Source organism: Pseudarthrobacter kochi (genome assembly GCF_055412805.1).
The window spans coordinates 22,030-44,225 of record NZ_JBVAYV010000016.1 but is presented as its reverse complement, the minus strand read 5'-3'; the positions used below and the strand labels follow the sequence as shown (position 1 = coordinate 44,225).

Sequence of the window (22,196 nt, the reverse complement as noted above, 5' to 3'; positions counted from 1 at the left end):
CCACGTGACAACCAAGCTGGCGGCTCCCGAAACACGGGGGAGCACGACGACGGCGGGTCGGGGCAAGCGCCCCCGCCCGCCTTTCGGCGTTTCTGTAATAGCGGTCCTGGCGGTCCTGATCGCCCTCTTCGCACTGATTCCGCTGGGCTACGTCATTGTCATGACGGTGGCCACCGGCTGGGACACCGCCGTGGAGCTGATCTTCCGGGAACGCGTCGGCATACTGCTGCTGAACACGGTGCTCCTGATGCTGGTCACCGTGCCGCTGTGCCTCATCCTCGGCGTGGGCGGCGCGTGGCTGGTGGAACGCACGCATCTCAAGGGCCACAAGTGGTGGGCAGTGCTGCTCGCGGCCCCCCTGGCCATCCCGGCCTTCGTCAACAGCTACGCGTGGGTCTCCGCGGTGCCGTCGCTCGAGGGCTTGTGGTCCGGCGTGCTGATCGCCACGCTGTCCTATTTCCCGCTCGTCTACATTCCGGCCGCCGCCACGCTCAGCCGGCTGGACCCGGCCATCGAACAGTCCGCCGCGTCCCTGGGCCTCGGCGCCTGGCGCGCCTTCTTCCGCGTGGTGCTGCCGCAGCTGCGGATCGCGATGACCGGCGGCGCGCTGCTCGTGTCCCTGCACCTCCTGGCCGAATACGGCGCCTTCGCGATGATCCGCTTCGACACCTTCACCACCGCGATCATGGTGCAGTACCAGTCCACCTTCAACGGCACCGCCGGGAACATGCTGGCCAGTGTGCTCGTGTTCCTCTGCCTGATCCTGCTGCTGGTTGAAGTGCGCAGCCGCGGCAGTGCCCGGTACGCCAGGGTTGGCTCCGGCGCCCAGGCCCGCGCCCTGCGGCTTCCGCTGCGCGCCTACCAGCTCCCGGCCCAGCTGTTCCTGATCGCGCTGACCGCGCTGGCTTTCGGGCTTCCGCTGACCTTCGTGCTGCGCTGGGTCTTCTCCGGCGGCCCGGAAATTTGGGCGGCGGACGAGTTCCTGCCCGCCCTGCTGCAGACCCTCACGTACGGCCTGGCCGGCGCCCTGGCCACCACCGTGGTCGCGTTTCCGATGGCGTACCTGGCCGTGCGGCACCCCAGCTGGTTCAGCAAGGCCCTGGAGCTGTCCAACTACATCACGAGCTCCATGCCGGGAATCGTGGTGGGCCTGGCGTTCGTGACGGTCAGCATCAAGGCCGCACCCAACCTGTACCAGACCTCGGCACTGCTGATCGCGGCCTACGTGCTGCTGTTCCTGCCGCGCGCGCTGGTGAACATCCGTTCCGGCCTGGCCCAGGCGCCGAAGGAACTCGATGAGGCCGCCCAGGCACTCGGCAAGCCGCCGCTGCTGGCCTTCCTCCGGGTCACGCTGCGGCTCACCGCCCCGGCCGCCGCGGGCGGTGCCGCGCTGGTGTTCCTGGCGATCGTGAACGAACTGACGGCAACACTCCTGCTCTCCCCCAACGGCACCAGGACGCTCGCCACCGAGTTCTGGAGCAAGAGCAGCGAAATCGACTACGCCGGGGCGGCGCCGTACGCCCTGCTGATGATCCTGATTTCGGCACCGATGACCTACCTCCTCTTCCAGCAGTCCAAGAAAGCAGCGGGACAGTGACCGACTACAGCCCCTCCCGGCTCCCGGAACCGCGGATCGCCGCGTCCGTGGCCACCAGCACCAACAGCCACCTGCAGATCGACGCCGTCACGAAGAACTTCGGCTCTCAGGCCGTACTCAAGGGCGTCAACCTCTCGGTGGCGAAGGGCGGCACGACGGCGATCGTGGGACCTTCCGGCTCCGGCAAGACCACGCTGCTGCGGCTGATCGCCGGATTTGAACACCCGGACACGGGCAGCATCTCACTCGACAGCGCCAAGGTGGCCGGCGGAGGCGTCTGGGTCCCGGCGCACAAACGCCACGTCGGCTACGTGGCGCAGGACGGTGCACTCTTCCCGCATCTGAACGTCGGGCAGAACATCTCCTTCGGCCTCGACTCCGCCAAGCTCCCCGGCGGGCACCGCGGTGTGAAGTCCCGGGTGGCCGAACTGCTCGAGATGGTCTCGCTGGATCCTGCCATGGCCAAGCGCCGCCCGCACGAGCTCTCCGGCGGGCAGCAGCAGCGGGTGGCACTGGCCCGCGCCCTCGCCCGCGAACCGGAGCTGATGCTGCTGGACGAACCGTTCTCCGCCCTGGACGCCGGACTGCGCGTGGCCACGCGCCGGGCCGTGGGTAAAGTGCTCCACGACGCCGGTGTCACCACCATCCTGGTCACTCATGACCAGGGCGAGGCGCTGTCGTTCGCGGACCAGGTGGCCGTGATGCGCGGCGGGCGGCTGGCGCAGATCGGCAACCCCTTCATCGTCTACACGCGCCCCGCGGACCGCGCCACCGCCGAATTCCTGGGCGACGCCGTCATCCTCGACGCGTGGATGGAAGGCTCCCTGGCCACCTGTTCCCTGGGCGGCATCCCCGTGCGCCGGCCCCCGGCGCAGGGCCGGGTCCAGCTCATGCTGCGCCCGGAGCAGATCCGGATCGCCGAGGACGGACCCATCCGCGGCGTTGTGGTGGACACCGACTACTTCGGGCCTGAAACCACGGTGCGGCTCAAGCTCGCCGTCCCGTCGGTCCTCGCGGAAGGCGCTGTGGCCGACCACCGCTACCCCGGCGGCGGCGAGATCATCACCATCCGGCACTGGAACGCCTCGATCGCCCGGCCCGGCACCGAACTGTGCCTCCGGGTCGTCGGCGAAGCGGTGGCCTTCCCGATGGAAGACCTGCCGCCGGCGTAGCCAGGGACAGTCCCTCGTCCCTCCTGCTCCATCACGCGGGGCCCCGCGGTGCCCGTTGAGACGGTCCGGCACCCGGCATAGGGTGGGGCGCATGACAGTCCAGCCAGCGCTCCACCGCCAGCACTGCTCCGTTGCCGCCCCCACCCAGTTGTGGCTCGATGCCGAGGGGCGGCTGTCCAGCAGCCCCGGTGCCCCGGACGCGTCCGGCGGCGCGGGCGGCGGCTGGTTCACGGGCCTGCTGCACGGGGACACGCGGATGCTGTGCCGGGCAGAGGTTCGGGTGAACGGCCTCGAGCCGGAGCCCGCCACGGTCGAGGCGGAGCCCGGCGGTGTGCTGCGGGTGCGTGGACTGGTCCGTGGCATCCCGGGGCCCACGGAGGACCCCGCCGTCGAACTTCTCCAGACCTGGACGGTCACGCCCGGCGTCGTCCGGCACTCCCTGCAACTGCGTACCTCCTTGGAAGCCCTCGACGTGGAAATCGACATCCAGCTCGCCGCCGACTTCACCGATCTGGCCGCCATACGCCTCAGCCGCTTCCGGGAGCCCGCCGCACCGTTCTCCGCGGACGATTCCACGCTGCGCTGGCGCGACGGCGGACGGGCCCTGACCGTCGCCGCCCCCGGGAGCGTCGCCGCCGGCGAAAGGCTCCTCTGGCGCGGCACGGCGGGCCGGGGCCGTCCGTTCGAAGCGGAGTGGCAGGCAGTGCTGGCTGACAGCGAGGACGCGGTTGTGGCAGCCCGGCCGCCCGCCTCGCGCCGGGTCCGGGCCGAACCGTCCGGCGCCCTGGGCCTGCTGCTGGACAACGCGCTCGATGAGCTCGCCGGCCTCCGCCTCGCCGCCCGGAAGCTGCCCGACGCGCCGTTCGCCGCCGCCGGGGCGCCCTGGTATTTCACCCTGTTCGGACGCGACTCGCTGTGGGCCGCCCGGCTGCTGCTGCCGCTCGATGCCGGGCTAGCCGCCGGAACGCTGCGCACCCTGGCCGCTTTCCAGGGCACGAAGAATGATCCCGACGCCGCCGAGGAACCCGGCAAGATCCTGCACGAGCTCCGGTCCAAGGAGCTGGTGCTGGAGAGCCAGGGCCTGCGCCTGCCCCCGGTGTACTACGGCGCCGCGGATTCCACCCCGCTGTGGCTGTGCCTGCTGGCCGAACTTGGCCAGGCCGGGCTGGACGACGCCGCGGTCCGCTCACTCCTGCCCCACGCGGCACGGGCGGCCGGCTGGCTGCTGGCCGCACGGGGTGCGCCCGGAAGCGCGAACAGCGGGTTCCTCAGCTATCAGGACACTACCGGCCACGGTCTCAGCAACCAGGGCTGGAAGGATTCCCGGGACGCCATGCAGTTCCGCGACGGCCGCCTGGCCGACGGCCCGATCGCGCTGTCCGAAGTGCAGGGCTACGCCTACCAGGCCGCCGTGGACACGGCCGATCTCTTCGACGCCTACGGCGAACCCGGCGGCCAGGCGCTGCGGGACTTTGCCGAGGCGCTGCAACAAGACTTCCGCGAGCGCTTCTGGGTCGAGGACGACGGCGGCCCCTTCCCCGCCATGGCCCTCGACGGGCACGGCGATCCCCTGGACATCCCGGGCTCCAACATGGGGCATCTGCTCGGCACCGGAATCCTGGACGCGTCCGAAGCCCGGCTCGTGGCGGACCGCCTGCTGGACCCCGAGCTGTTCTCCGGCTACGGCGTCCACACAATCTCCCGGCGCGCCGCCGGATTCTGGCCGTTCAGCTACCACTGCGGCTCGGTCTGGAGCCACGACACCGCGATCGCGGTCCGGGGGCTGCTCGCGGAGGGATTCACCGCCGAAGCCCGGACCATCGCCGAGGGCCTGCTGGCCGCGTCCGGTTCGTTCGGGCACCGCCTGCCGGAACTGTTCGCGGGCATCACCGCGGAGGAGGCGGGGCACGCCGTACCGTACCCGGCGTCGTGCCATCCGCAGGCGTGGTCCTCAGCGTCCGCCGTGGTGATCGCCCAGGCTATGGGCGTCGGGTTCTAGGCTCCGCGGGCAGCGGTCAGGGCGCCGGCGGACGCCTTTTCTGCGGGTAGGGCGTTTCGTGCCGGGCGAGCATCTCGACGAAACCCGCGATCTTCTTCTCCCGGGTGGCAGCCTGTTTGACCCCGTTGGTCCGGTAGATCAGGGCGTACCTGTTCACCGAGGTCAGGACATCGAACATCGCCTGCGCTCGCGGCTCAGCCGCGATGGCTGCGGCGAGGTCCGCCGGCACTTCGGCCGCCGCCGGTCCGGAGTAGGCGGCTTCCCAGCGGCCGTCCGCCTTCGCGCTGTCCACGGCGGCGCGTCCCGCGGGAGTCATCCGGCCCGCGGCCTCGAGGCGGGCGATGCGCTCGACATTCCGGGCGGACCACACACTCTTCGGGCCCCGGCGGGTCATCCGCTGGAACGAGCTCTCCTCATCGCGACGCCGTCCCTGCCCGTCGATCCAGCCAAAACACAGGGCTTCCTGCAGGGCGGCCTCGTAATCCAGCTCCGTCACGGCACCGCCCTTCTTGTGCAGCACCAGCCAGACACCGGGACTCTCCGCGTGGTGTTCCTCCAGCCAGGCGCGCCACTGCGCGGCGTCCTTCACCAGCAGTTCCTCGAGTTCAGCAGCCATGGCACCATTGTGCTCCGCACTGGCCCCTTCCGGCCGCTTTGGTGGGACGATATCCCTGAGAACCAGAATCCGTCACAACCTTGAGGAGCAACGATGCTGCGTGTCCGCCCGATCCGCTTCACCTCCCGTCTTGACGAATGGGAGCGGCTACTCACCGGCCTGGGCCTGGTCAAGACTGTTGACGAGCCCACCTGGCGGGAGTTCGACGCCGGCTCCGGCCGCCTCGCCCTTCACGTCGTCGAACAGGGCTCGGCTGAGGATGGCACCACCTCCTTCGGCGTCGAGGTGGGCGACCTGAAGGAGTTCGCCCGCCGGACCGAGGAGGCCGGGACGGCCGCAGGCACAACGGCGGCCGGGACCTCCGCGGAACTCATCGAGGCGGACCACGGTCCTTCCTGCCGCGTCACCGCCGCGGACGGATTCACTTTCCTCGCCGACCCGGCCGCGCGCGCCGCCGACGGCAGCTGGGTGGGGTCGGCGGAAGCGGACCCGGGCATCGCCGTCGTCGAAGTCTGGTTCTCCGAAGACGCCGTGGCGGCGGCCCAAACCCTGCGCGATATCGGTGCCCGGCCCCGTCCGGTCGCGGATAGTGGCGCGGGCGCCGCCGACACTGTCGAAGCGGAAACGTTCACGGCGAAAAACGGCGGGGTCCTCATGGTCGGCGCAGGCACCGGTGCCGGGCGTGCCGGCCTGGGTTTCGAATACGACGGCGACTTTGACGCCCTCCGCGAACGCCTGATCGAGGCGGGGCACGAGGCGGCGGTCATCGAGGAAGCCGCCATCCCCACCCTGCATGTGGCCAACCCCGACGCGGACGGCATGGCCTCCCAGCCGCCGCTCTGGATCTCCGCGGCACCGGCTGCCGGGGGAGCGTGACCACGTCCTAACGGCGGGGATGGGGTAGAACTTAACCATGAACGTTCGCACTCCTGACCCGAACCCCGGCTGGCTCTCCGACGATGATTTGTTCGAGGCGCGCGGCCGGTTGCCCATGGTCTACGTCGAGGCCGTCCCGGTCCGGCTGGATCCGCTCGGGTTTGTGAACGAGGTCGGCACGCTGCTGCAGGCCGACGAGGACGGCAACATGATCCGTTCGCTGGTTTCCGGCCGGGTGCTGTACCGCGAGACCATCCGGGCGGCCCTGCTGCGCCACATGGAGAAGGACCTCGGCCCGCTGGCCTTTCCGCAGCTGCCCATCAGCCCGGTGCCGTTCACCGTGGCCGAATACTTCCCGTCCCCTTCCCACACGGGCTTCACCGATGACCGCCAGCACGCCGTCGCGCTGGCCTACATAATCCCGGTCACCGGCGAATGCTCCCCTCGGCAGGACGCGTTGGAACTGACGTGGATGACGCCGCAGGAAGTCATGAGTTCCGATGTCCAGCTGGAATTCAGTGGCGGCCGCGGTGCCCTGATCCGGCAGGCCCTGGCCTTCGCCGGCGTCGGGAACTGACCGCAGCCGGCTGCCCGCGCCGCCCGTCTTTGTAGACTGTTGGGCGGACCGCAAAAGAATTTAAGGACTCCAGATGACCCACCCCCCGGCCGCCCCGAACTACATCGAACAGCAGGCTGGATCTCTGCAGAGCGGCGATCATCTGCTTCTGCCCGACGGCAACCGCTCCGCCGAAATTCAGCGCGTGGACGTCGAAACCGACGATTTCGGTACCCCCGCCATGGTCCTGGCCACCCTCACCGGCGGCGGCGGACTCCGGATTGCGGCAGCCTCGACGGTCCTGATCCTGGAGGCTGCCGCCGAGGCCGGGGAAGCCCCGGCCGAGGACGCCGGCTCACCTCTGCAACTCGTCGAACCGGACACGGATGAGGGCGGCGGGCAGGGCGGCGGAAGCAGGCAGGACCGGGACGGGGAGGACGACGGCGCCGCTCCCGCCGTCGTCGTCCCTCCCCTTCCGTCCGTTCCGCCCGTGGTGAGCGGCCCCAGCGACGAGGACCTGGCGCTGATCCCGGCCCTCGAGGGCACGCCCGAGTCCGTCGTGGAGGCTGTGGCCGAGGCGCACCCGAGCTCGGTGGGAGTGCTGCTGCTCAGCGAACGCCTCGCCAAGGGGATCAACACGAAGTCCGGGAGTTGCCTCAAGGACCTCAGCGACCTCGCCCAGGAACTCTTCATTGTCCTCAAGGACGCCGAAAACGCCCTTGCCGTTGCCGACCTGCTCAACGTGTTGCCCTTCGACGGAAACCGCGGCCGCTGGACGTCGGTGGAGGCCTCGCTGGCCCTGTCCAGCTACATCTGCCGCCAGCTGGGACAGGAGGATCGCGCCGCGGTCTACGAGAAGTTCCTCCGCGCCCCCGATTCCATGGAGACGGATCAGTTCAAGGCGCGGATCAATGCCAAGGTCCGGCAGCGCTCGCTCAACGAACCGAACCTGTATGACAAGGAAATCTTCCGCGCGATGGACAACTCGAACCCGGATGCGGAACGCGAGTGGCGGCTCCTGCGGCTCGAGGCGCTGCTCTTCCTGCGCGCCCACGGCGGATCGGAAACCATCGGCGCCCCGGAGCTGGACCGCCGGATCGGCAACGAACTCGAGTCCGTCCGGTCCTGAGGCGTTTGGCCCCTACCCCCTTCCGGCCGGGCGTTGTAAATTCAGCCCATGACGAACAATCTGAGCGTTGTGATCAACTCCGACGCGCAGCAGGTTTGGACGATGCTGCGCGAACCCGCCAAGGTTGCCCAGTGGCACGGCTGGGAAGCCGATGACCAGGCGGCCGAGATCAATGAAATCTACTTCAGCCCCAATGTGATCGAAGGCGCCGACCACACCTCGCTCGTGGTCGATGGCGGGGACGTGTTCACCTTGAAACCGGTCCCGTCCGGCACGGAGGTCAGCGTCACGCGGGCCGCGGTGGACCACAATTCCGAATGGGCCGCCTGGGACGAGGACATTACGCAGGGCTGGCTGACCTTTATCCAGCAGCTCCGCTTCGCCCTCGAACGGCATCCGCACGGCAAGCGCCGAACCTTCTTCTTCTCCGTTCCCGGGAACGAGGGGTCCGCCATTGAAAAGCTGGGCCTGTCGGACGTCCCCAAGCCCGGCGAGCCGTACTCGCTCACCCTGGCCACGGGCGAGGAAGTCTCCGGAAAGGTCTGGTTCCGCAGCAACCACCAGGTGGGCCTCACCGTCCACCATTACGCGGAGCACGGGGAGGGCCTGGTGATCGTGGCGGACCAGCCGGCCATCAAGGACATCCGGCCTGAAGGCGGATCCCTGGTCATCGTCTCCACCTACGGCCTCGGGGCGCACCAGCTGGAGTCCATCCGCAAGTACTGGGACGAGTGGCGGGCTGAGAACTACCCCACATCCGATCCGCTGCACTAAGGGTTGGACGCTGTTAGCTGGCACACTTGAACGGTGCCAGCCATTCCTGAATCACCTGTGTCATCACTCCTGCCGGCCCGGCAGTCCGAGTTTTCCTTCCGAGTGGGCAAACGCCTGAGCGAAAGCTGTTCACCGTCGGAGGCCCAGGTCAGCGCCAACGGCGGGGAGTTCCTCGGCCGCACCGGCACCATCACCACTCCGCACGGCGAGATCCAGACCCCTGCGTTCATCGCCGTCGGCACCAAGGCCACGGTCAAATCGGTGCTGCCGGAATCCGTCGCCGAGCTGGGCGCACAGGCCGTACTGGCCAACGCCTACCACCTGTACCTGCAGCCCGGCGCGGACATCCTGGACGAGGCCGGCGGGCTGGGCGCCTTCATGAACTGGCGCGGCCCCACGTTCACCGACTCCGGCGGGTTCCAGGTGATGAGCCTGGGCTCCGGGTTCAAGAAGGTCATCGACATGAAATCGGTCGACCATTCGGGACCCGACGACGCCGTCGCCCCCGGCAAGGAACGCCTGGCCCACGTGGACGAGGAAGGCGTGTGGTTCAAGAGCCACCTCAACGGCGACCGGCACCGCTTCAGCCCGGAGATCTCCATGAACGTCCAGCACCAGATCGGCGCGGACATCATGTTCGCCTTCGACGAGCTCACTACGCTGCAGAACTCCCGCGGCTACCAGGAGGAGTCACTGGAGCGCACCCGCCGCTGGGCCGAGCGCTGCATCGCTGAGCACTTCCGGCTCACGGACGAGCGTGCCGGGAAACCGTATCAGGCGCTCTTCGGCGTGATCCAGGGTGCCCAGTACGAGGACCTGCGCCGCAAGGCCTGCCGGGATCTCGGCGCCATGAACTTCGACGGCTTCGGCATCGGCGGGGCGCTGGAGAAGGAGAACCTGGGCACGATCGTGAGGTGGTGCAACGAGGAACTGCCGGAGAACAAGCCCCGGCACCTGCTCGGCATCTCCGAACCGGACGACATCTTCACGGCGATCGAGAACGGCGCGGACACCTTCGACTGTGTCTCCCCCACCCGGGTGGCCCGCAACTCGGCGTTCTACCACCCCACCGGCCGGTACAACCTCTCCGGCGCCATGTACAAGCGCGACTTCGGCCCGCTGCAGGACGGCTGCGACTGCTACGCCTGCCTGAACTACTCGCGGGCCTACATCCACCACCTGTTTAAGGCCAAGGAAATGGTCTCGGCCACCCTGATCTCGATCCACAACGAGCGCTTCGTGGTGAAGATGGTCGACGACGCCCGGCTGGCCATCGAGGCCGGCACCTTCTTCGAGTTCAAGGCCGAGACCGTGGGCCGGTACTACTCCTAGTCCCCGTAGCTCGGTTCGCGCTTCTTGATCCAGCCGATCGCGGCCGCGGTGACCGGGACAAAGAGGAATTCCACGAGGGTCTTGTAGAGGAAGCCCACGGCGACGTAGTTGACGAACATCGCGGCGTCGGTAATCCCGATCACGGAAGCCGCGATGCTGCAGAAGATCAGGGTGTCCACAAACTCGCCGGCCACGGAGGACCCCATGATGCGCGCCCAGAGTGACTTTTCTCCCGTGCGTGCCTTCATCTTCACCAGGATCCAGGCATTGATGGTCTGCCCGGCAAGGAACGCCAGCAGTGAGGCGAGCACTATCTGCGGCACCGGGCCCAGTGCGCCTTCCAGCGCGCTCTGCTTGGAAACGCCGAACTCGTCGTCAAAACCGGGCAAGGCGATGATGATCCAGTAGCAGAGGGACGCGAAGACCGAGAGCGCGAAGGTGGTGATGATGGCCTTGCGCGCCACCTTGAATCCGTAGACCTCGCTGATGACGTCACCCAGGATGTAGGCCAGGGGGAAGAGGAAGAAGCCGCCGTCGGTGATGACCGGGCCGATCGCCACCCCCTTCGATGCCCCGATGTTGGACAGGATCAGCACCACGGCCATGACGGCCAGCAGGATGCCGAAGTAGGGGGAACCGATCGAGGCGAACTTTGGCGGCGCTGCGGCCGGGAGTGTCTTGGCGGAAGTCATGGGTGTTCCATTCATAGTGGTTCGCATGGCTCCCGGATCCTCCGGGGAGGTCGTCTCGGCAGCCGGCTGTATTAGCACTGGATGGCTCCTGACGGGCTGACCGCCGGAACCGCCCTCCATTCTCTCACCCCGTACCGGCAGCGGACCGCGGTGCCACCGGGTCCCGCAACCGGGCACTCCTGCACTGTGTCCGCTCCGGGCGTGGTGGCAGGACGGGGGCCATGGAGGACGAAAGTGCCTGACACCGCGGTTTCCACCCGCGCACTCACCAAGCGGTACGGTGACGTCACCGCGGTGGACTCGCTCGACCTCGACGTCCGCCGGGGCGAGATCTACGGGTTCCTCGGCAGGAACGGGGCGGGTAAAACGACGGCCATCCGCATGCTGCTGGGCCTCGTCCGCCCGAGCGGCGGGGAGGTGACAGTCCTTGGCCGGCGCATCGTGCCCGGCGAGACGAGCGTGTTTTCACGCATCGGCTTCCTCGTCGAAACGGCCACCGCCTACCCCAACCTCACAGTGCGCGAGAATCTCGACATCCAGCGCCGCCTGACTGGTTCGCCGCCGCGAACGGTCGCTGACTCGATCGGGCTGCTGCGCCTCGATCCGTACGCCGACCGGCGTGCCGGGACGCTCTCGCTCGGCAACAAGCAGCGCCTCGCGCTCGCCCGCGCCCTGCTGCACTCCCCCGAACTGCTCGTGCTCGACGAGCCCGCCAACGGGCTGGATCCGGCCGGAATCGTAGAGATCCGCGAACTGCTCCGTTCGCTCGCAGACGAGCGCGGAGTCACCGTGTTCATGTCGAGCCACATCCTCGCCGAAGTTGCCCACCTGGCAGACCGTATCGGCATCGTCCACCACGACCGCCTCGTCGAGGAATCATCGCGCGACGAACTAGCCGCGGAGGCACGCGCCTTCGCGGCTGGCGCCTACACGCAGGAAGAGCGTGAGCAGGCGCTGCAGGCGCTGCAGGCGCTGGATCTGGAGCGCTACTTCCTCGCGCGCACGGACGATGAATCCAACGACGGCGGCGCCTGATGTTCGGCCAGGTTCTCGCCACCGAGTTCATGAAGCACCGCCGCGCCAAAGTCACGTGGGGCACGCTGGCGGTGCTGGCGATGATGCCGCCCGGCATCGCTTTGTTTATGTGGATCGTGCGCGAACCGGAGCGGGCGGCCCAGTTGGGGCTTCTGGGCACCAAAGCCAGCCTGGTTGGGCTCGAGGCGACGTGGCCCGAATACTTCTACATGCTGACGCTGGTCTTCGGCGTCGGCGGGATGCTGCTGCTGGCGTTCATCGTCGCCTACCTGTTTGGCCGGGAGTACCGTGATGCCACCGCGAAGAACCTGCTCGCGCTGCCCGTGGCGCGTCACTGGTTCGCCGTCGCCAAGCTGGGGGTCGCAGCAGTGTGGTGGATGGCGCTGATCGTCGTCGTCCTCGCTGAGGCTATGGTGATCGGACTGGCGATGGGGCTGCCGGGGTTCTCGGCGGAGCTGGCCGCGAGGGGAGTCGCGAACGTGCTGCTCGCTTCTGCGATCTCGTTCCTGCTCGCGCCCGTGGTCGCCTGGATCGCCGTGTGGAGCCGTGGCGAGGTGGGCCCCATCGCCTTCGCGCTTGTGATGCTGGCCCTGGGCAATCTGTTCGGCAGGACCGGCTGGGCGGAGTGGTTCCCCTACTCGATCGTCCCGCTGCTGGTCGGCGTGGTGGCAGACCCGGTGGGCTCGCTTCCGGCGGGCAGCTACGTGGTGCTCGCGGGGACGTTCATGGCCGGTGTGGCCGCCACGATCCTGCAACTGCGGTTCGCTGACAATGCCCAGTAGCCAGGGCCGATCGGTCGCCGCTGGGCGTTCCGCTCCGCTGGCCCGCGGCTGACGGCCGCGAAGTTAATAACGACGACGGCGGGCCGCCGGCTTCCGGAACGCACGTTCCGTAGCCGGCGGCCCGCCGTCGTTCTTCCCTTCCGCGGTCTTCACCGCGGGGTGGCCCTAGCGGCGCTCAGCGTCGACCAGGTCCTTGTCATCATCCTTGCGGGCCTCGCCCGGCACGGCCGTGCTGGCAGCAGGCTCCCAGGCGTGGCCCTGCTCGTGGTCCAGGTGGGTGGACTTCTTGTTCTTCAGGGCGAAGATGTAGACCACCAGCGAGATGGCGATGGCTACGGTGACGTAGGTGAAGAACAGGTCCACGCGCTCGGCCTTCTGGAATGCGGCGCCGATCAGCGGGACCGTTCCGCCGAAGAGCGAGTTGGCGATCGCGTAGCCCAGGCCCACACCGAGGGCGCGGATGGACGCCGGGAAGAGCTCGGCCTTCACAAGGGCGTTGATGGACGTGTAGCCGCCGACGATCAGCAGGCCACCCATCATCAGCAGGAACGCGGTGAAGGGGTCCTTGGTGCCGGCCAGGGTGGAGAGCAAGGGCCAGGTGAAGAGGACACCGGTGATGCCGAACCAGAGCAGCAGCGGCTTGCGGCCGACCTTGTCCGAGATGATGCCGTAGACCGGCTGCAGCAGCATGAAGATGAACAGCGCCCAGAAGTTGATCACCGAGGTGTCGGTCTTGGCGATGCCGGAGGTATCGTTCATGAACTTCAGAAGGAAGTTGGTGTACGTGTAAAACGCAACGGTGCCGCCGAGGGTGACGCCGATGCAGATGAGCAGCGGCTTCCAGTACTGGGTGAACAGCAGCTTCATGGTGCCCGGCTGGGCAACGCCTGCCACGGCGGGAGCCTTTGCGGCCTCGACCTGCTCGGCCGAGACGGTCTCCTCCATTGAGCGCCGCAGCCACAGGACCACGAGCGCCGCGGCGCCGCCGATCGCGAACGGGATGCGCCAGCCCCACTCGGTCAGCTCCCCCTTGGGCATGGCGTTCTGCAGGATGACGAGGACCAGCAAGGCCAGCATCTGGCCGCCGATCAGCGTGACGTACTGGAAGCTTGAGAAGAAGCCCCGGCGCTTGGAGGTGGCGGCCTCGGACATGTAGGTGGCACTGGTGCCGTATTCGCCGCCCACGGAGAAGCCCTGGATCAACCGCACCAGGACCAGCAGGATCATGGCCCAGACGCCGATCTGCTGCTGCGTGGGCAGGATGGCGATGGCAAAGGAACCCGCGGACATCATTGTCACGCTGAGCGTCAGCGCCGCCTTGCGGCCCTTGCGGTCGGCGTAGCGGCCGAAGAACCAAGCGCCGACCGGCCGCATGAGGAACGAGGTCGAGAAGACGGCCATCGCCTCGAGACCGGCCTGAAGATCGTCAGTGGCGTTGAAGAAGTGCGACTGGAAATATGCCGCAAACGCGGTGTAGACGTAGACGTCGTACCACTCCACAAGGTTGCCGGCAGATCCTTTGAGGATGTTGCTTACGGCTTTTCTCGTCTGTGCCGATTCGGACAGCTGGGTGCTCATCAATGAACCTTCCTGGATCCGGCGCCGCAAGAAAGCAACACCGTCCGCCACGGTAGTCCTGGTGATCCGGAACACCCGGGTTTTGTTCATATTGGTCATACGCACAATGCGGGCGGATTCCGGCGGGTGGCAGGATGGGACTATGACTTCCACCGCCTTTGACTCCGCCGCCCGGGCGGCTTCCGTCGCCGCCATTCCCGCCGTCACCCTGACCATCGCCGGCTCCGAAGCAACCGGCGGCGCCGGTGCGCAGGCTGACCTGAAGACCTTCCAGGAACTGGGCGTCTTCGGCATCGCGAACCTGACCTGCATCGTTTCCTTCGACCCGAAGGACAACTGGAACCACCGCTTCGTCCCGGTCGACCAGCAGGCCATCGCCGACCAGCTCGAGGCGACGACGGCGGCGTACGGCGCCGCGTCCGGCGCGCCCTCCGTGCTGGACACCGTCAAGATCGGGATGCTGGGCAGCCCGGCGACGATTTCAACCGTCGCCACGGCGCTGGCCGCTGCCGCCTTCACCAACGTGGTGCTGGATCCCGTGCTGATCTGCAAGGGCCAGGAACCGGGACACGCGCTGGACACCGACCAGGCGCTCAAGGCGCAGATCCTGCCGTTGGCCACGTTCGTCACGCCGAACCACTTCGAGGCCGAATCACTCTCGGGTCTTAGGATCACCGACCTCGAATCGCTCAAGGCCGCCGCCGTCCGCATCCACGAACTCAGCGGCGCCGCGGTGCTCGCCAAGGGCGGAGTGCGCCTGGCCGGGCCCGACGCCGTCGACGTCTACTACGACGGCGGGACGCTGGAGGTCCTGTCCGCCCCGAAGGTGGGCGAAGTGGCTGTCTCCGGCGCCGGCTGCTCGCTGGCCGCCGCCGTGACAGCGGAACTGGCCAAGGGCGCGACGCCGCTGGCGGCCGCCCGCACCGCCAAGGCGTTTGTGACCGCCGGTATCCGCAACCGGGTGGCCTCGGGCGCGCCGTTCGATGCGCTCTGGCAGGGCGGCCCGCGCTAGGGCCCTTTCACCCAGGAGGGCCGTCAGCGCCGCGGGATGTTCCGGAGGTTGCTCCTGGCCATGCTCACGGCCTCGCCGGCGCCCCGGTTGAGCACCACCTTGGACATCGCCGTGGCGAACCCGAGGATCTGGGCGCCCTTGATCTTCGGCGGGAGGGAGAGCGCCTTGGGATCGGTGATCAGTTCCACCAGGGAGGGCCCCGGATGGGCAAACGCTTCCCGGTAGGCGGTCTCGATGCGGGACGGGTCGGTAACGCGGACGGCGTGGAATCCCAGGGCCCGGGCCACCGCGGCATAGTTGGCATCGGGCACGTCGACGCCGAAGTCCGGGAGTCCGTCCACCAGCATCTCCAGCTTGACCATGCCCAGGGTGGAGTTGTTGAACACCACCACGTTGACCGGGAGCCGGTGCGCGGCCACGGTAATCAGCTCACCCAGCAGCATCGACAGGCCGCCGTCGCCCGAGACGGACACCACCTGGCGCCCGGGGTAGGCCAGCTGGGCGCCAATCGCATGCGGAAGCGCGTTCGCCATGGAACCGTGCAGATAGGAGCCAATCAGGCGGCGCGTACCGAGCGGGTTGATGTAGCGTGCGGTCCAGACATTGCACATGCCGGTATCGGCGGTGAAGATCGCGTCCTTCGCCGCCACCTGGTCCAGCACCGATGCCGCGTACTCAGGGTGGATTGGTTCGGTCTTCTCGACCTTCCGCGTGTAGGCGCCGACGGCTTTGTTCATGAGCCGGTCGTGCTTCTTGAGCATCGCATCGAGGAAGCGGCGGCTCTTCTTCGGCGTCAGCAGCGGCATCAGCGCCGCCAGGGTGGGCAGCACGTCGCCGTGGACCGCGACGTCGACGTCGGTCCGCCGGCCCAGTTTCTGTGCCGCCCGGTCCACCTGCGCTGTGCGGGTTCCGGGGAGGAACTGGTCGTAGGGGAAGTCGGTGCCGAGCAGGATCAGCAGGTCGGCGTCCTCGATCCCTTCGGCGGCAGCGCCGTAGCCCAGCAGCCCTGTCATGCCGATGTCGTACGGGTTGTCGTACTGCATGAAGTCCTTGCCGCGCAGCGAATGCCCGATCGGGGCGTTGACGGCTTCCGCGAGGGCAATGACCTCGTCGTGGGCGCCCTGGACGCCGGCACCCGCAAAGATCGCCACTTTGTCCGCGGCGTTGATCGCCTCGGCCAGCTCCCGGATACTCTCCGCTGCCGGCACCAGGCTGGCCGGCACAAACGTCGCAGGCAACGGAGCATCGGCGGTTGCCTCCAGCCCGGCGATGTCCCCGGGCAGGGTGACGACGGCGACCCCCTGGAGCGCGACGGCGTGCTGGATGGCGCTGTGCATGACCCTGGGCGCCTGTTCGGCGGTGCTGATCAGCTCCGAATACACCGAGCATTCGTTGAACAGCCGGTCCGGGTGGGTTTCCTGGAAGAAGCTGCTGCCGATTTGCTTGCTGGGAATGTGAGAGGCGATGGCCAGCACCGGCGCCCCGGAACGGTTGGCGTCATACAGTCCGTTGATCAGGTGCAGGTTTCCCGGCCCGCACGAGCCCGCACAGACCGCGAGACGGCCAGTCAGCTGTGCCTCTGCCGCAGCCGCGAACGCGGCAGCCTCCTCGTGCCGGACGTGGATCCAGTCAATCCCGCCTTTGGCCGCGCCGCCGGTCTTGCGGACCGCGTCGACAATCGGGTTGAGGCTGTCGCCGACAATCCCGTAGATGCGCTGCACGCCGGCGGCCTGCAGTTGTTCGATGAGCTGGGTGGCAAGTTCCTTGGCCATGGCTGGGTGCTCCCGCGGGTGGGTCGATGAGCTGACACTGGCCAATATAGTCCGTGGAGCTTCGAGCCTCCTCCAGGGGACGCTCCCTCAGCTTCCGCACCAAAACCCCGGACGCTCCCGCAGCTGATGCGCAGATGCGTCACACTGAAAACCGCCGGAACTGCGGGAGCGTCAGCTGCCGGAGTGCGCCTGCAGGAATGAGTAAACCTCGGTCTCGTCCACGCCGGGGAACGCCCCCGGCGGCATGGCGGCCAGCAGGTGCGAGTGGGCGCGCGCCGAGGGCCACGCGTTGCCGGCCCACTCCGACGTCAGGGCCGCGGGCGGACGTCGGCAGCAGCTTTCGTCCGGGCACGTCGACTTGGACCGCTCGGTGGTGTCGCGGCCCCGGAACCACTTCACCTGCGCATACGGGACCCCCACGGACAGGGAGAATTCGCCGTTGGCGGAGCGTTCCGTCCGGGCCGTGCACCAGAAGGTCCCGGCCGGGGTGTCGGTGTACTGGTTGTAGGCGCTGAACTTGTCCGGCACGTCGAAGACCACCCGGGAGGTCCAGTTCTTGCAGGACGGCTGGCCTTCGATGGCGCCGGTGTGGTCCTGCGGGAACGTCACGCCGTCGTTCTCGTAGGCCTTGTAGATGATCCCGCTCTTGTGTGTCTTCTGAAAGTGCGTCCGCAGGTCCAGGTGCTGGGTGGCGAGGTTGGTGAAGCGGTGCGCGGCGGTCTCGTAGGACACGGCGAAAGCGTCCCGGATGTCCTCCACCGCAATTTCCTTGGCCTGTTTGGCTTTCTGCAGGAACTCCACGGTGGCCTGTTCCGGCAGCAGGAGCGCGGCGGCAAAGTAGTTTGTGGCCACCCGTTGCATCAGGAAGTCCCCGTAGTTCGTAGGGGTCTGGTGCCCCAGGACATAGTGGCCCAGCGCCTGCAGCAGCACCGAACGCGGGTCGTGATCGCTGCGCGCATTCTGCGTGAGGTAAATCCTGCGGTTTTTAAGATCGGTCACCGAACGGGTGGAATGCGGCAGGTCGCCCACATGGTGCAGGCTGAACCCGAGATGCCCGGCGATGTCCGCGATGACGTGATGGGACAGCGGGCCGCTGGTGTGCCCCACCGAGGCGAGGACCTTTTGCGCTTCGGCCTCGTACTCCGGGAAGTAGTTGTTCCGCTCACGCATCATGGCGCGCAGTTCACCGTTCGCGCGGCGGGCCTCCTCCGGCGTCGCGACCTGTTCATTGAGCCGGCGCTCCAGCTCGTGCTGCAGCCCCACCATGGACTCCAGCACGTCCATCGGGAGCCGCGAACTGATGCGGATCTTGGGCAGCTTGAGGGACTCGTAGATCGGGCTCCGCTGGTAACGCTCCAGCTCAATCTCCAGGGCGGCGCGGCGGTTGGGCGGCTCCGCGCCGAGCAGCTCGTCGATGCTGACGCCGAGGGCCGCGGCGAGCTGCTGGAGCAGGCCAAGTTTGGGCTCGCGCTTGCCGTTCTCGATCAGGCTCAGCTGGCTGGGGGCCGTTCCCACCGTGGCGCTCAGGTCATCGAGCGTGAGCCCGGCGGCCTTGCGGAGGTGACGGACGCGGCGGCCCATGCTGATGACGTCCACCTCCGGGACGGCAGGCGAGGCGGCGGATGCGGGGCGGTTCCAACTGGCGGGGTGCATTTCTTGAGAATACGCGAAGAAGTGCATTTCTTTCCACCTTCTTGGTCTAGAAAGCCGCTTGAAAGTACAGAAAAGTAGGTCTTACGGAAAAGTTACACCGCACCGGATCATCCAGTCGCACTGCGAGGAAGCAGTAACACCGGCCCGGGCCCCACTAAGGAGACAAAGATGACTGCAGCATTTGAGCCCACCCAGACGCCCGAAGAGCAGGCCGCCGCGCTGGAGCTCGAGTGGGCCGCCAGCCCGCGCTGGGAAGGTGTCACCCGGGACTACAAGGCCTCCGACGTCGTCCGCCTCCGCGGCCGCGTCTCCGAAGAACACACCCTGGCCCGCCGCGGTTCCGAGAAGCTGTGGAAGCAGCTCACCACGGAACACCAGGAAGGCAAGTACACCAACGCCCTCGGCGCCCTGACCGGCAACCAGGCCGTGCAGCAGGTCAAGGCCGGACTCCGCGCCATCTACCTTTCCGGCTGGCAGGTTGCCGCCGACGCCAACAACTCCGGACACACCTACCCGGACCAGTCCCTGTACCCGGCCAACTCGGTGCCCACCGTGGTCCGCCGCATCAACAACGCCCTGCTCCGCGCCGACCAGATCGAGTTCTCCGAGGGCATCCAGACCGTCGAGGACTGGATGGTCCCGATCGTCGCCGACGCCGAGGCCGGCTTCGGCGGCCCGCTCAACGCCTACGAGCTGATGAAGTCCATGATCCAGGCCGGCGCCTCGGGCGTGCACTGGGAAGACCAGCTCGCCTCGGAAAAGAAGTGCGGCCACCTCGGCGGCAAGGTCCTGATCCCCAGCCAGCAGCACGTCCGCACCCTGAACGCGGCCCGCCTGGCAGCCGACGTTGCGGGCACCCCGTCCGTCATCATTGCCCGCACCGACGCCGAGGCCGCTACCCTGATCACCTCCGACGTCGACGACCGCGACAAGGAATTTGTCACCGGCGAGCGCACCGCAGAGGGCTTCTACAAGGTCCGCAACGGCATCGAACCCTGCATCGCCCGCGCCAAAGCCTACGCCCCGTACTCCGACCTCATCTGGATGGAAACGGGCACCCCGGACCTGGAGCTGGCCCGCAAGTTCGCCGAAGCCGTCAAGGCCGACTTCCCGGACCAGATGCTCTCCTACAACTGCTCGCCGTCGTTCAACTGGAAGAAGCACCTCGACGACGCCACGATCGCCAAGTTCCAGCGCGAACTCGGCGCGATGGGCTTCACCTTCCAGTTCATCACCCTGGCCGGCTTCCACGCCCTGAACTACTCGATGTTCGACCTCGCCCACGGTTACGCCCGTGAAGGCATGAGCGCCTACGTCGAGCTGCAGGAGAAGGAATTCGCCTCCGAATCCCGCGGCTACACCGCGACCAAGCACCAGCGCGAAGTCGGCACCGGCTACTTCGACGACATCGCTACCGCGCTCAACCCGAACGCATCCACCCTGGCCCTGGTGGGATCCACCGAAGAAGGCCAGTTCCACTAACACTTCCGACGGCGGCAACTCCGCCAGCGGACCGCACACTCCTCCGCGTGCTATTCCCCATTGCCGCCTTCGCCACTACCCACTTTGGCGGGGCGGCAATGGGGCCCCTTTTACGCACGCTTCCGGAGCATCCGGCCCGCCGTCTCCAGCGCACGTCACCACCGCCGTCGAACATTTGCTTCTCCGAGGAGAGATTGAGATGAACAGCTTCACTGACAACTTCACCATCAACGGGGTTACGTTGACCGCACAGCCGATTTGCCGGCAGAGCGAGGTCCTGACGCCGGACGCGCTGGCCTTTGTTGCCAAGCTGCACAAGGCGACTGCGGGTCGGCGGCTGGAGCTGTTGCAGGCCCGCCGCGACCGCCGCCAGCAGATCGGCAAGGGCCAGGACCCGCGGTTCCTCCGCGAGACCGAATCCGTCCGCAATGACCCGAACTGGCGCGTTGCTCCCCCGGCCCCGGGCCTGGAGGACCGCCGCGTCGAGATCACCGGCCCGGTGGACAAGAAGATGACCATCAACGCGCTGAACTCCGGTGCCAAGGTGTGGCTCGCGGACATGGAGGACTCCTCCACCCCGTCGTGGCGCAACGTCATCCAGGGCCAGCTCAACCTCACCGACGCGCTGGAGCGCCGGATCGACTTCACCTCCCCCGAGGGCAAGGAGTACAAGCTCCGCGCCGCCGAGGACCTGCCCACCATCGTGGTCCGGCCCCGCGGCTGGCACCTGCCGGAAAAGCACATGCTCATAGACGGCACCCCGATCGCCGGCGGCATCGTGGACTTCGGCCTGTACTTCTTCCACAACGCCCGCCGCCTGATCGCCCAGGGCAAGGGCCCGTACTTCTACCTGCCGAAGATCGAGAACCACCTCGAGGCCCGGCTGTGGAACGACATCTTCGTCCTCGCCCAGGACCTGCTCGGCATCCCGCAGGGCACCATCCGCGCCACCGTGCTGATCGAAACCATCACGGCCGCGTTCGAAATGGAGGAGATCCTTTTCGAGCTCAAGGACCACGCCGCAGGCCTGAACGCCGGCCGCTGGGACTACATCTTCTCGCTGATCAAGAACTTCCGCACCCGCGGCCCCCGCTTCGTCCTGCCGGACCGCAGCCAGGTGACCATGACCCAGCCGTTCATGCGCGCCTACACCGAACAGCTGGTCCGGGCCTGCCACAAGCGCGGCGCCATGGCCATCGGCGGCATGGCCGCGGCCGTCCCCAACCGCAAGGACGCCGAAGCCAACGCGATCGCCATCGAAAAGGTCCGCGCCGACAAGACCCGTGAGGCGGGCGACGGCTTCGACGGCTCCTGGGTGGCCCACCCGGACCTCGTTCCGGTGTGCCGCGAAGTATTCGACGGCGTCCTCGGCGGCCGCCCGAACCAGCTGGACCGCCTCCGTGAGGACGTCACCCCGGACGACCGCGCTTTGCTCGACATCGCCTCCACCGCCGGCACCATCACCGAGCAGGGCATCCGGAACAACATCGAGGTCGGCATCCGCTATATCGAGTCCTGGCTCCGCGGCAATGGCGCCGTCGCCATCCACAACCTGATGGAGGACGCCGCCACCGCGGAGATCTCCCGCTCGCAGCTGTGGCAGTGGATCTTCTCCCGCGCCATCACGGACCAGGGCGACGTCATCACCCGCGAATGGGTCGAGGACATGCTGGATGAGGAGTTCGCCAAGCTCGAACGCTTCGAAGGCGACCGCTTCGCCGATGCACGGGACATCTTCGAGGAAGTCACGCTGACCCCGTCGTTCCCGGCCTTCCTGACGCTTCCGGCGTACGACCGGTTCCTGCATGAAGCGCGCGACGGCGGCGACCTCCCCACCGAGGATCCCGCGCTCGTCCCCGCCTAGGGCCTGCTCAAGGCCTCAGTAAGGTGCAGATTTCCGTCTGCTGGGCTGCCATGCCCTTCGCAACAGGCACCCCCGAGATCCGGGGCGGCGGCCCAGCGACGGAAGACCCCCTCAGGGGCTCGACAATGACGTCGAGGTGACAGTTAAGGCCCATGTTCCCCGTGAACATGGGCCTTAATTCTGACCTCGGCGGGCCGTGGGCCAGGCCGCGACCTGCTGGTGAAGTGGCCCTCCTTGGTGGCAATACCTGCCAGTTGGCGCGGACTACTTGACTT

General features: G+C 67.7%; 18 protein-coding genes. 13 read left to right on the top strand and 5 right to left on the bottom strand.

Annotation, left to right across the window (positions count from 1 at the left end):
• The first annotated feature begins 4 nt into the window (after window positions 1-4).
• From ACZY0Y_RS10015 to ACZY0Y_RS10005, 3 genes are all read left to right on the top strand, one after another.
• Window positions 5-1,597, top strand: coding sequence for an ABC transporter permease (locus tag ACZY0Y_RS10015; RefSeq protein WP_463957744.1), 1,593 nt, complete (start codon window positions 5-7; stop codon window positions 1,595-1,597).
• Entirely contained in the window at window positions 1,594-2,769 is a 1,176-nt protein-coding gene (locus tag ACZY0Y_RS10010) for an ABC transporter ATP-binding protein (protein ID WP_463884004.1), read from the top strand. Before ACZY0Y_RS10015 ends, ACZY0Y_RS10010 begins: the two co-directional genes overlap by 4 nt.
• A gap of 91 nt (window positions 2,770-2,860) precedes the next feature.
• Window positions 2,861-4,768, top strand: a complete 1,908-nt coding sequence (locus ACZY0Y_RS10005; protein WP_463957743.1) for a glycogen debranching N-terminal domain-containing protein — start codon at window positions 2,861-2,863, stop codon at window positions 4,766-4,768.
• Between the two features lie 16 nt (window positions 4,769-4,784).
• Here the strand turns inward: ACZY0Y_RS10005 and ACZY0Y_RS10000 are convergent, their stop codons facing one another.
• Window positions 4,785-5,384 carry a YdeI/OmpD-associated family protein gene (locus ACZY0Y_RS10000; RefSeq protein WP_463957741.1) on the bottom strand — a complete coding sequence of 200 codons (600 nt, stop codon included), beginning with the start codon at window positions 5,382-5,384 and terminating at the stop codon, window positions 4,785-4,787.
• A 93-nt stretch (window positions 5,385-5,477) separates the two neighbouring features.
• Here ACZY0Y_RS10000 and ACZY0Y_RS09995 point away from each other — a divergent pair, with 93 nt between their 5' ends.
• The 5 genes from ACZY0Y_RS09995 (at window position 5,478) to tgt (ending at window position 10,051) form a co-directional block, all read left to right on the top strand.
• The gene (locus ACZY0Y_RS09995) at window positions 5,478-6,260 is read left to right on the top strand and encodes a VOC family protein (protein ID WP_463957739.1); all 783 of its coding nucleotides are present in this window, start codon (window positions 5,478-5,480) and stop codon (window positions 6,258-6,260) included.
• A 37-nt stretch (window positions 6,261-6,297) separates the two neighbouring features.
• A complete protein-coding gene (locus tag ACZY0Y_RS09990; RefSeq protein WP_056427539.1) occupies window positions 6,298-6,837 on the top strand; it encodes an NUDIX hydrolase family protein in 540 nt (179 codons plus the stop codon).
• A gap of 73 nt (window positions 6,838-6,910) precedes the next feature.
• Window positions 6,911-7,945 (top strand): DUF6707 family protein, encoded by a 1,035-nt coding sequence (locus tag ACZY0Y_RS09985; RefSeq protein ID WP_463884026.1) that lies wholly within the window; start codon window positions 6,911-6,913, stop codon window positions 7,943-7,945.
• A gap of 48 nt (window positions 7,946-7,993) precedes the next feature.
• The gene (locus tag ACZY0Y_RS09980; protein ID WP_463884028.1) at window positions 7,994-8,719 is read left to right on the top strand and encodes an SRPBCC family protein; all 726 of its coding nucleotides are present in this window, start codon (window positions 7,994-7,996) and stop codon (window positions 8,717-8,719) included.
• A 57-nt stretch (window positions 8,720-8,776) separates the two neighbouring features.
• Window positions 8,777-10,051, top strand: a complete 1,275-nt coding sequence (tgt, locus tag ACZY0Y_RS09975; protein ID WP_463957737.1) for a tRNA guanosine(34) transglycosylase Tgt — start codon at window positions 8,777-8,779, stop codon at window positions 10,049-10,051.
• Here the strand turns inward: tgt and ACZY0Y_RS09970 are convergent.
• Window positions 10,048-10,743: a queuosine precursor transporter gene (locus ACZY0Y_RS09970; RefSeq protein WP_463884031.1), complete on the bottom strand. Its 696-nt coding sequence runs from the start codon at window positions 10,741-10,743 to the stop codon at window positions 10,048-10,050. The genes tgt and ACZY0Y_RS09970 overlap by 4 nt on opposite strands.
• 81 nt (window positions 10,744-10,824) lie before the next feature.
• On the opposite strand from ACZY0Y_RS09970, the gene ACZY0Y_RS09965 reads away from it, so the two are divergent.
• Both ACZY0Y_RS09965 and ACZY0Y_RS09960 read left to right on the top strand, forming a co-directional pair.
• Window positions 10,825-11,778, top strand: coding sequence for an ABC transporter ATP-binding protein (locus tag ACZY0Y_RS09965; protein WP_463957735.1), 954 nt, complete (start codon window positions 10,825-10,827; stop codon window positions 11,776-11,778).
• On the top strand, window positions 11,778-12,560 hold the full coding sequence (locus tag ACZY0Y_RS09960) for an ABC transporter permease (protein ID WP_463957733.1): 783 nt from the start codon (window positions 11,778-11,780) through the stop codon (window positions 12,558-12,560). The genes ACZY0Y_RS09965 and ACZY0Y_RS09960 overlap by 1 nt, the downstream gene beginning before the upstream one ends.
• Before the next feature lie 165 nt (window positions 12,561-12,725).
• On the opposite strand, the gene ACZY0Y_RS09955 is transcribed toward ACZY0Y_RS09960, so the two are convergent.
• Window positions 12,726-14,138, bottom strand: a complete 1,413-nt coding sequence (locus ACZY0Y_RS09955; protein WP_463884037.1) for an MFS transporter — start codon at window positions 14,136-14,138, stop codon at window positions 12,726-12,728.
• 142 nt (window positions 14,139-14,280) lie between these two features.
• Here ACZY0Y_RS09955 and ACZY0Y_RS09950 point away from each other — a divergent pair, with 142 nt between their 5' ends.
• The gene (locus tag ACZY0Y_RS09950) at window positions 14,281-15,150 is read left to right on the top strand and encodes a hydroxymethylpyrimidine/phosphomethylpyrimidine kinase (protein WP_463884039.1); all 870 of its coding nucleotides are present in this window, start codon (window positions 14,281-14,283) and stop codon (window positions 15,148-15,150) included.
• A 23-nt stretch (window positions 15,151-15,173) separates the two neighbouring features.
• Here ACZY0Y_RS09950 and ACZY0Y_RS09945 read toward each other — a convergent pair whose 3' ends face one another.
• Window positions 15,174-16,922 carry a pyruvate dehydrogenase gene (locus tag ACZY0Y_RS09945; RefSeq protein WP_463957731.1) on the bottom strand — a complete coding sequence of 583 codons (1,749 nt, stop codon included), beginning with the start codon at window positions 16,920-16,922 and terminating at the stop codon, window positions 15,174-15,176.
• A 171-nt stretch (window positions 16,923-17,093) separates the two neighbouring features.
• A complete protein-coding gene (locus tag ACZY0Y_RS09940; RefSeq protein ID WP_463884043.1) occupies window positions 17,094-18,602 on the bottom strand; it encodes a helix-turn-helix domain-containing protein in 1,509 nt (502 codons plus the stop codon).
• Between the two features lie 141 nt (window positions 18,603-18,743).
• On the opposite strand from ACZY0Y_RS09940, the gene aceA reads away from it, so the two are divergent.
• On the top strand, window positions 18,744-20,057 hold the full coding sequence (aceA, locus tag ACZY0Y_RS09935; RefSeq protein WP_463884045.1) for an isocitrate lyase: 1,314 nt from the start codon (window positions 18,744-18,746) through the stop codon (window positions 20,055-20,057).
• A gap of 199 nt (window positions 20,058-20,256) precedes the next feature.
• The gene (gene aceB, locus ACZY0Y_RS09930; protein ID WP_463957729.1) at window positions 20,257-21,921 is read left to right on the top strand and encodes a malate synthase A; all 1,665 of its coding nucleotides are present in this window, start codon (window positions 20,257-20,259) and stop codon (window positions 21,919-21,921) included.
• The last annotated feature ends 275 nt before the right edge of the window (window positions 21,922-22,196 follow it).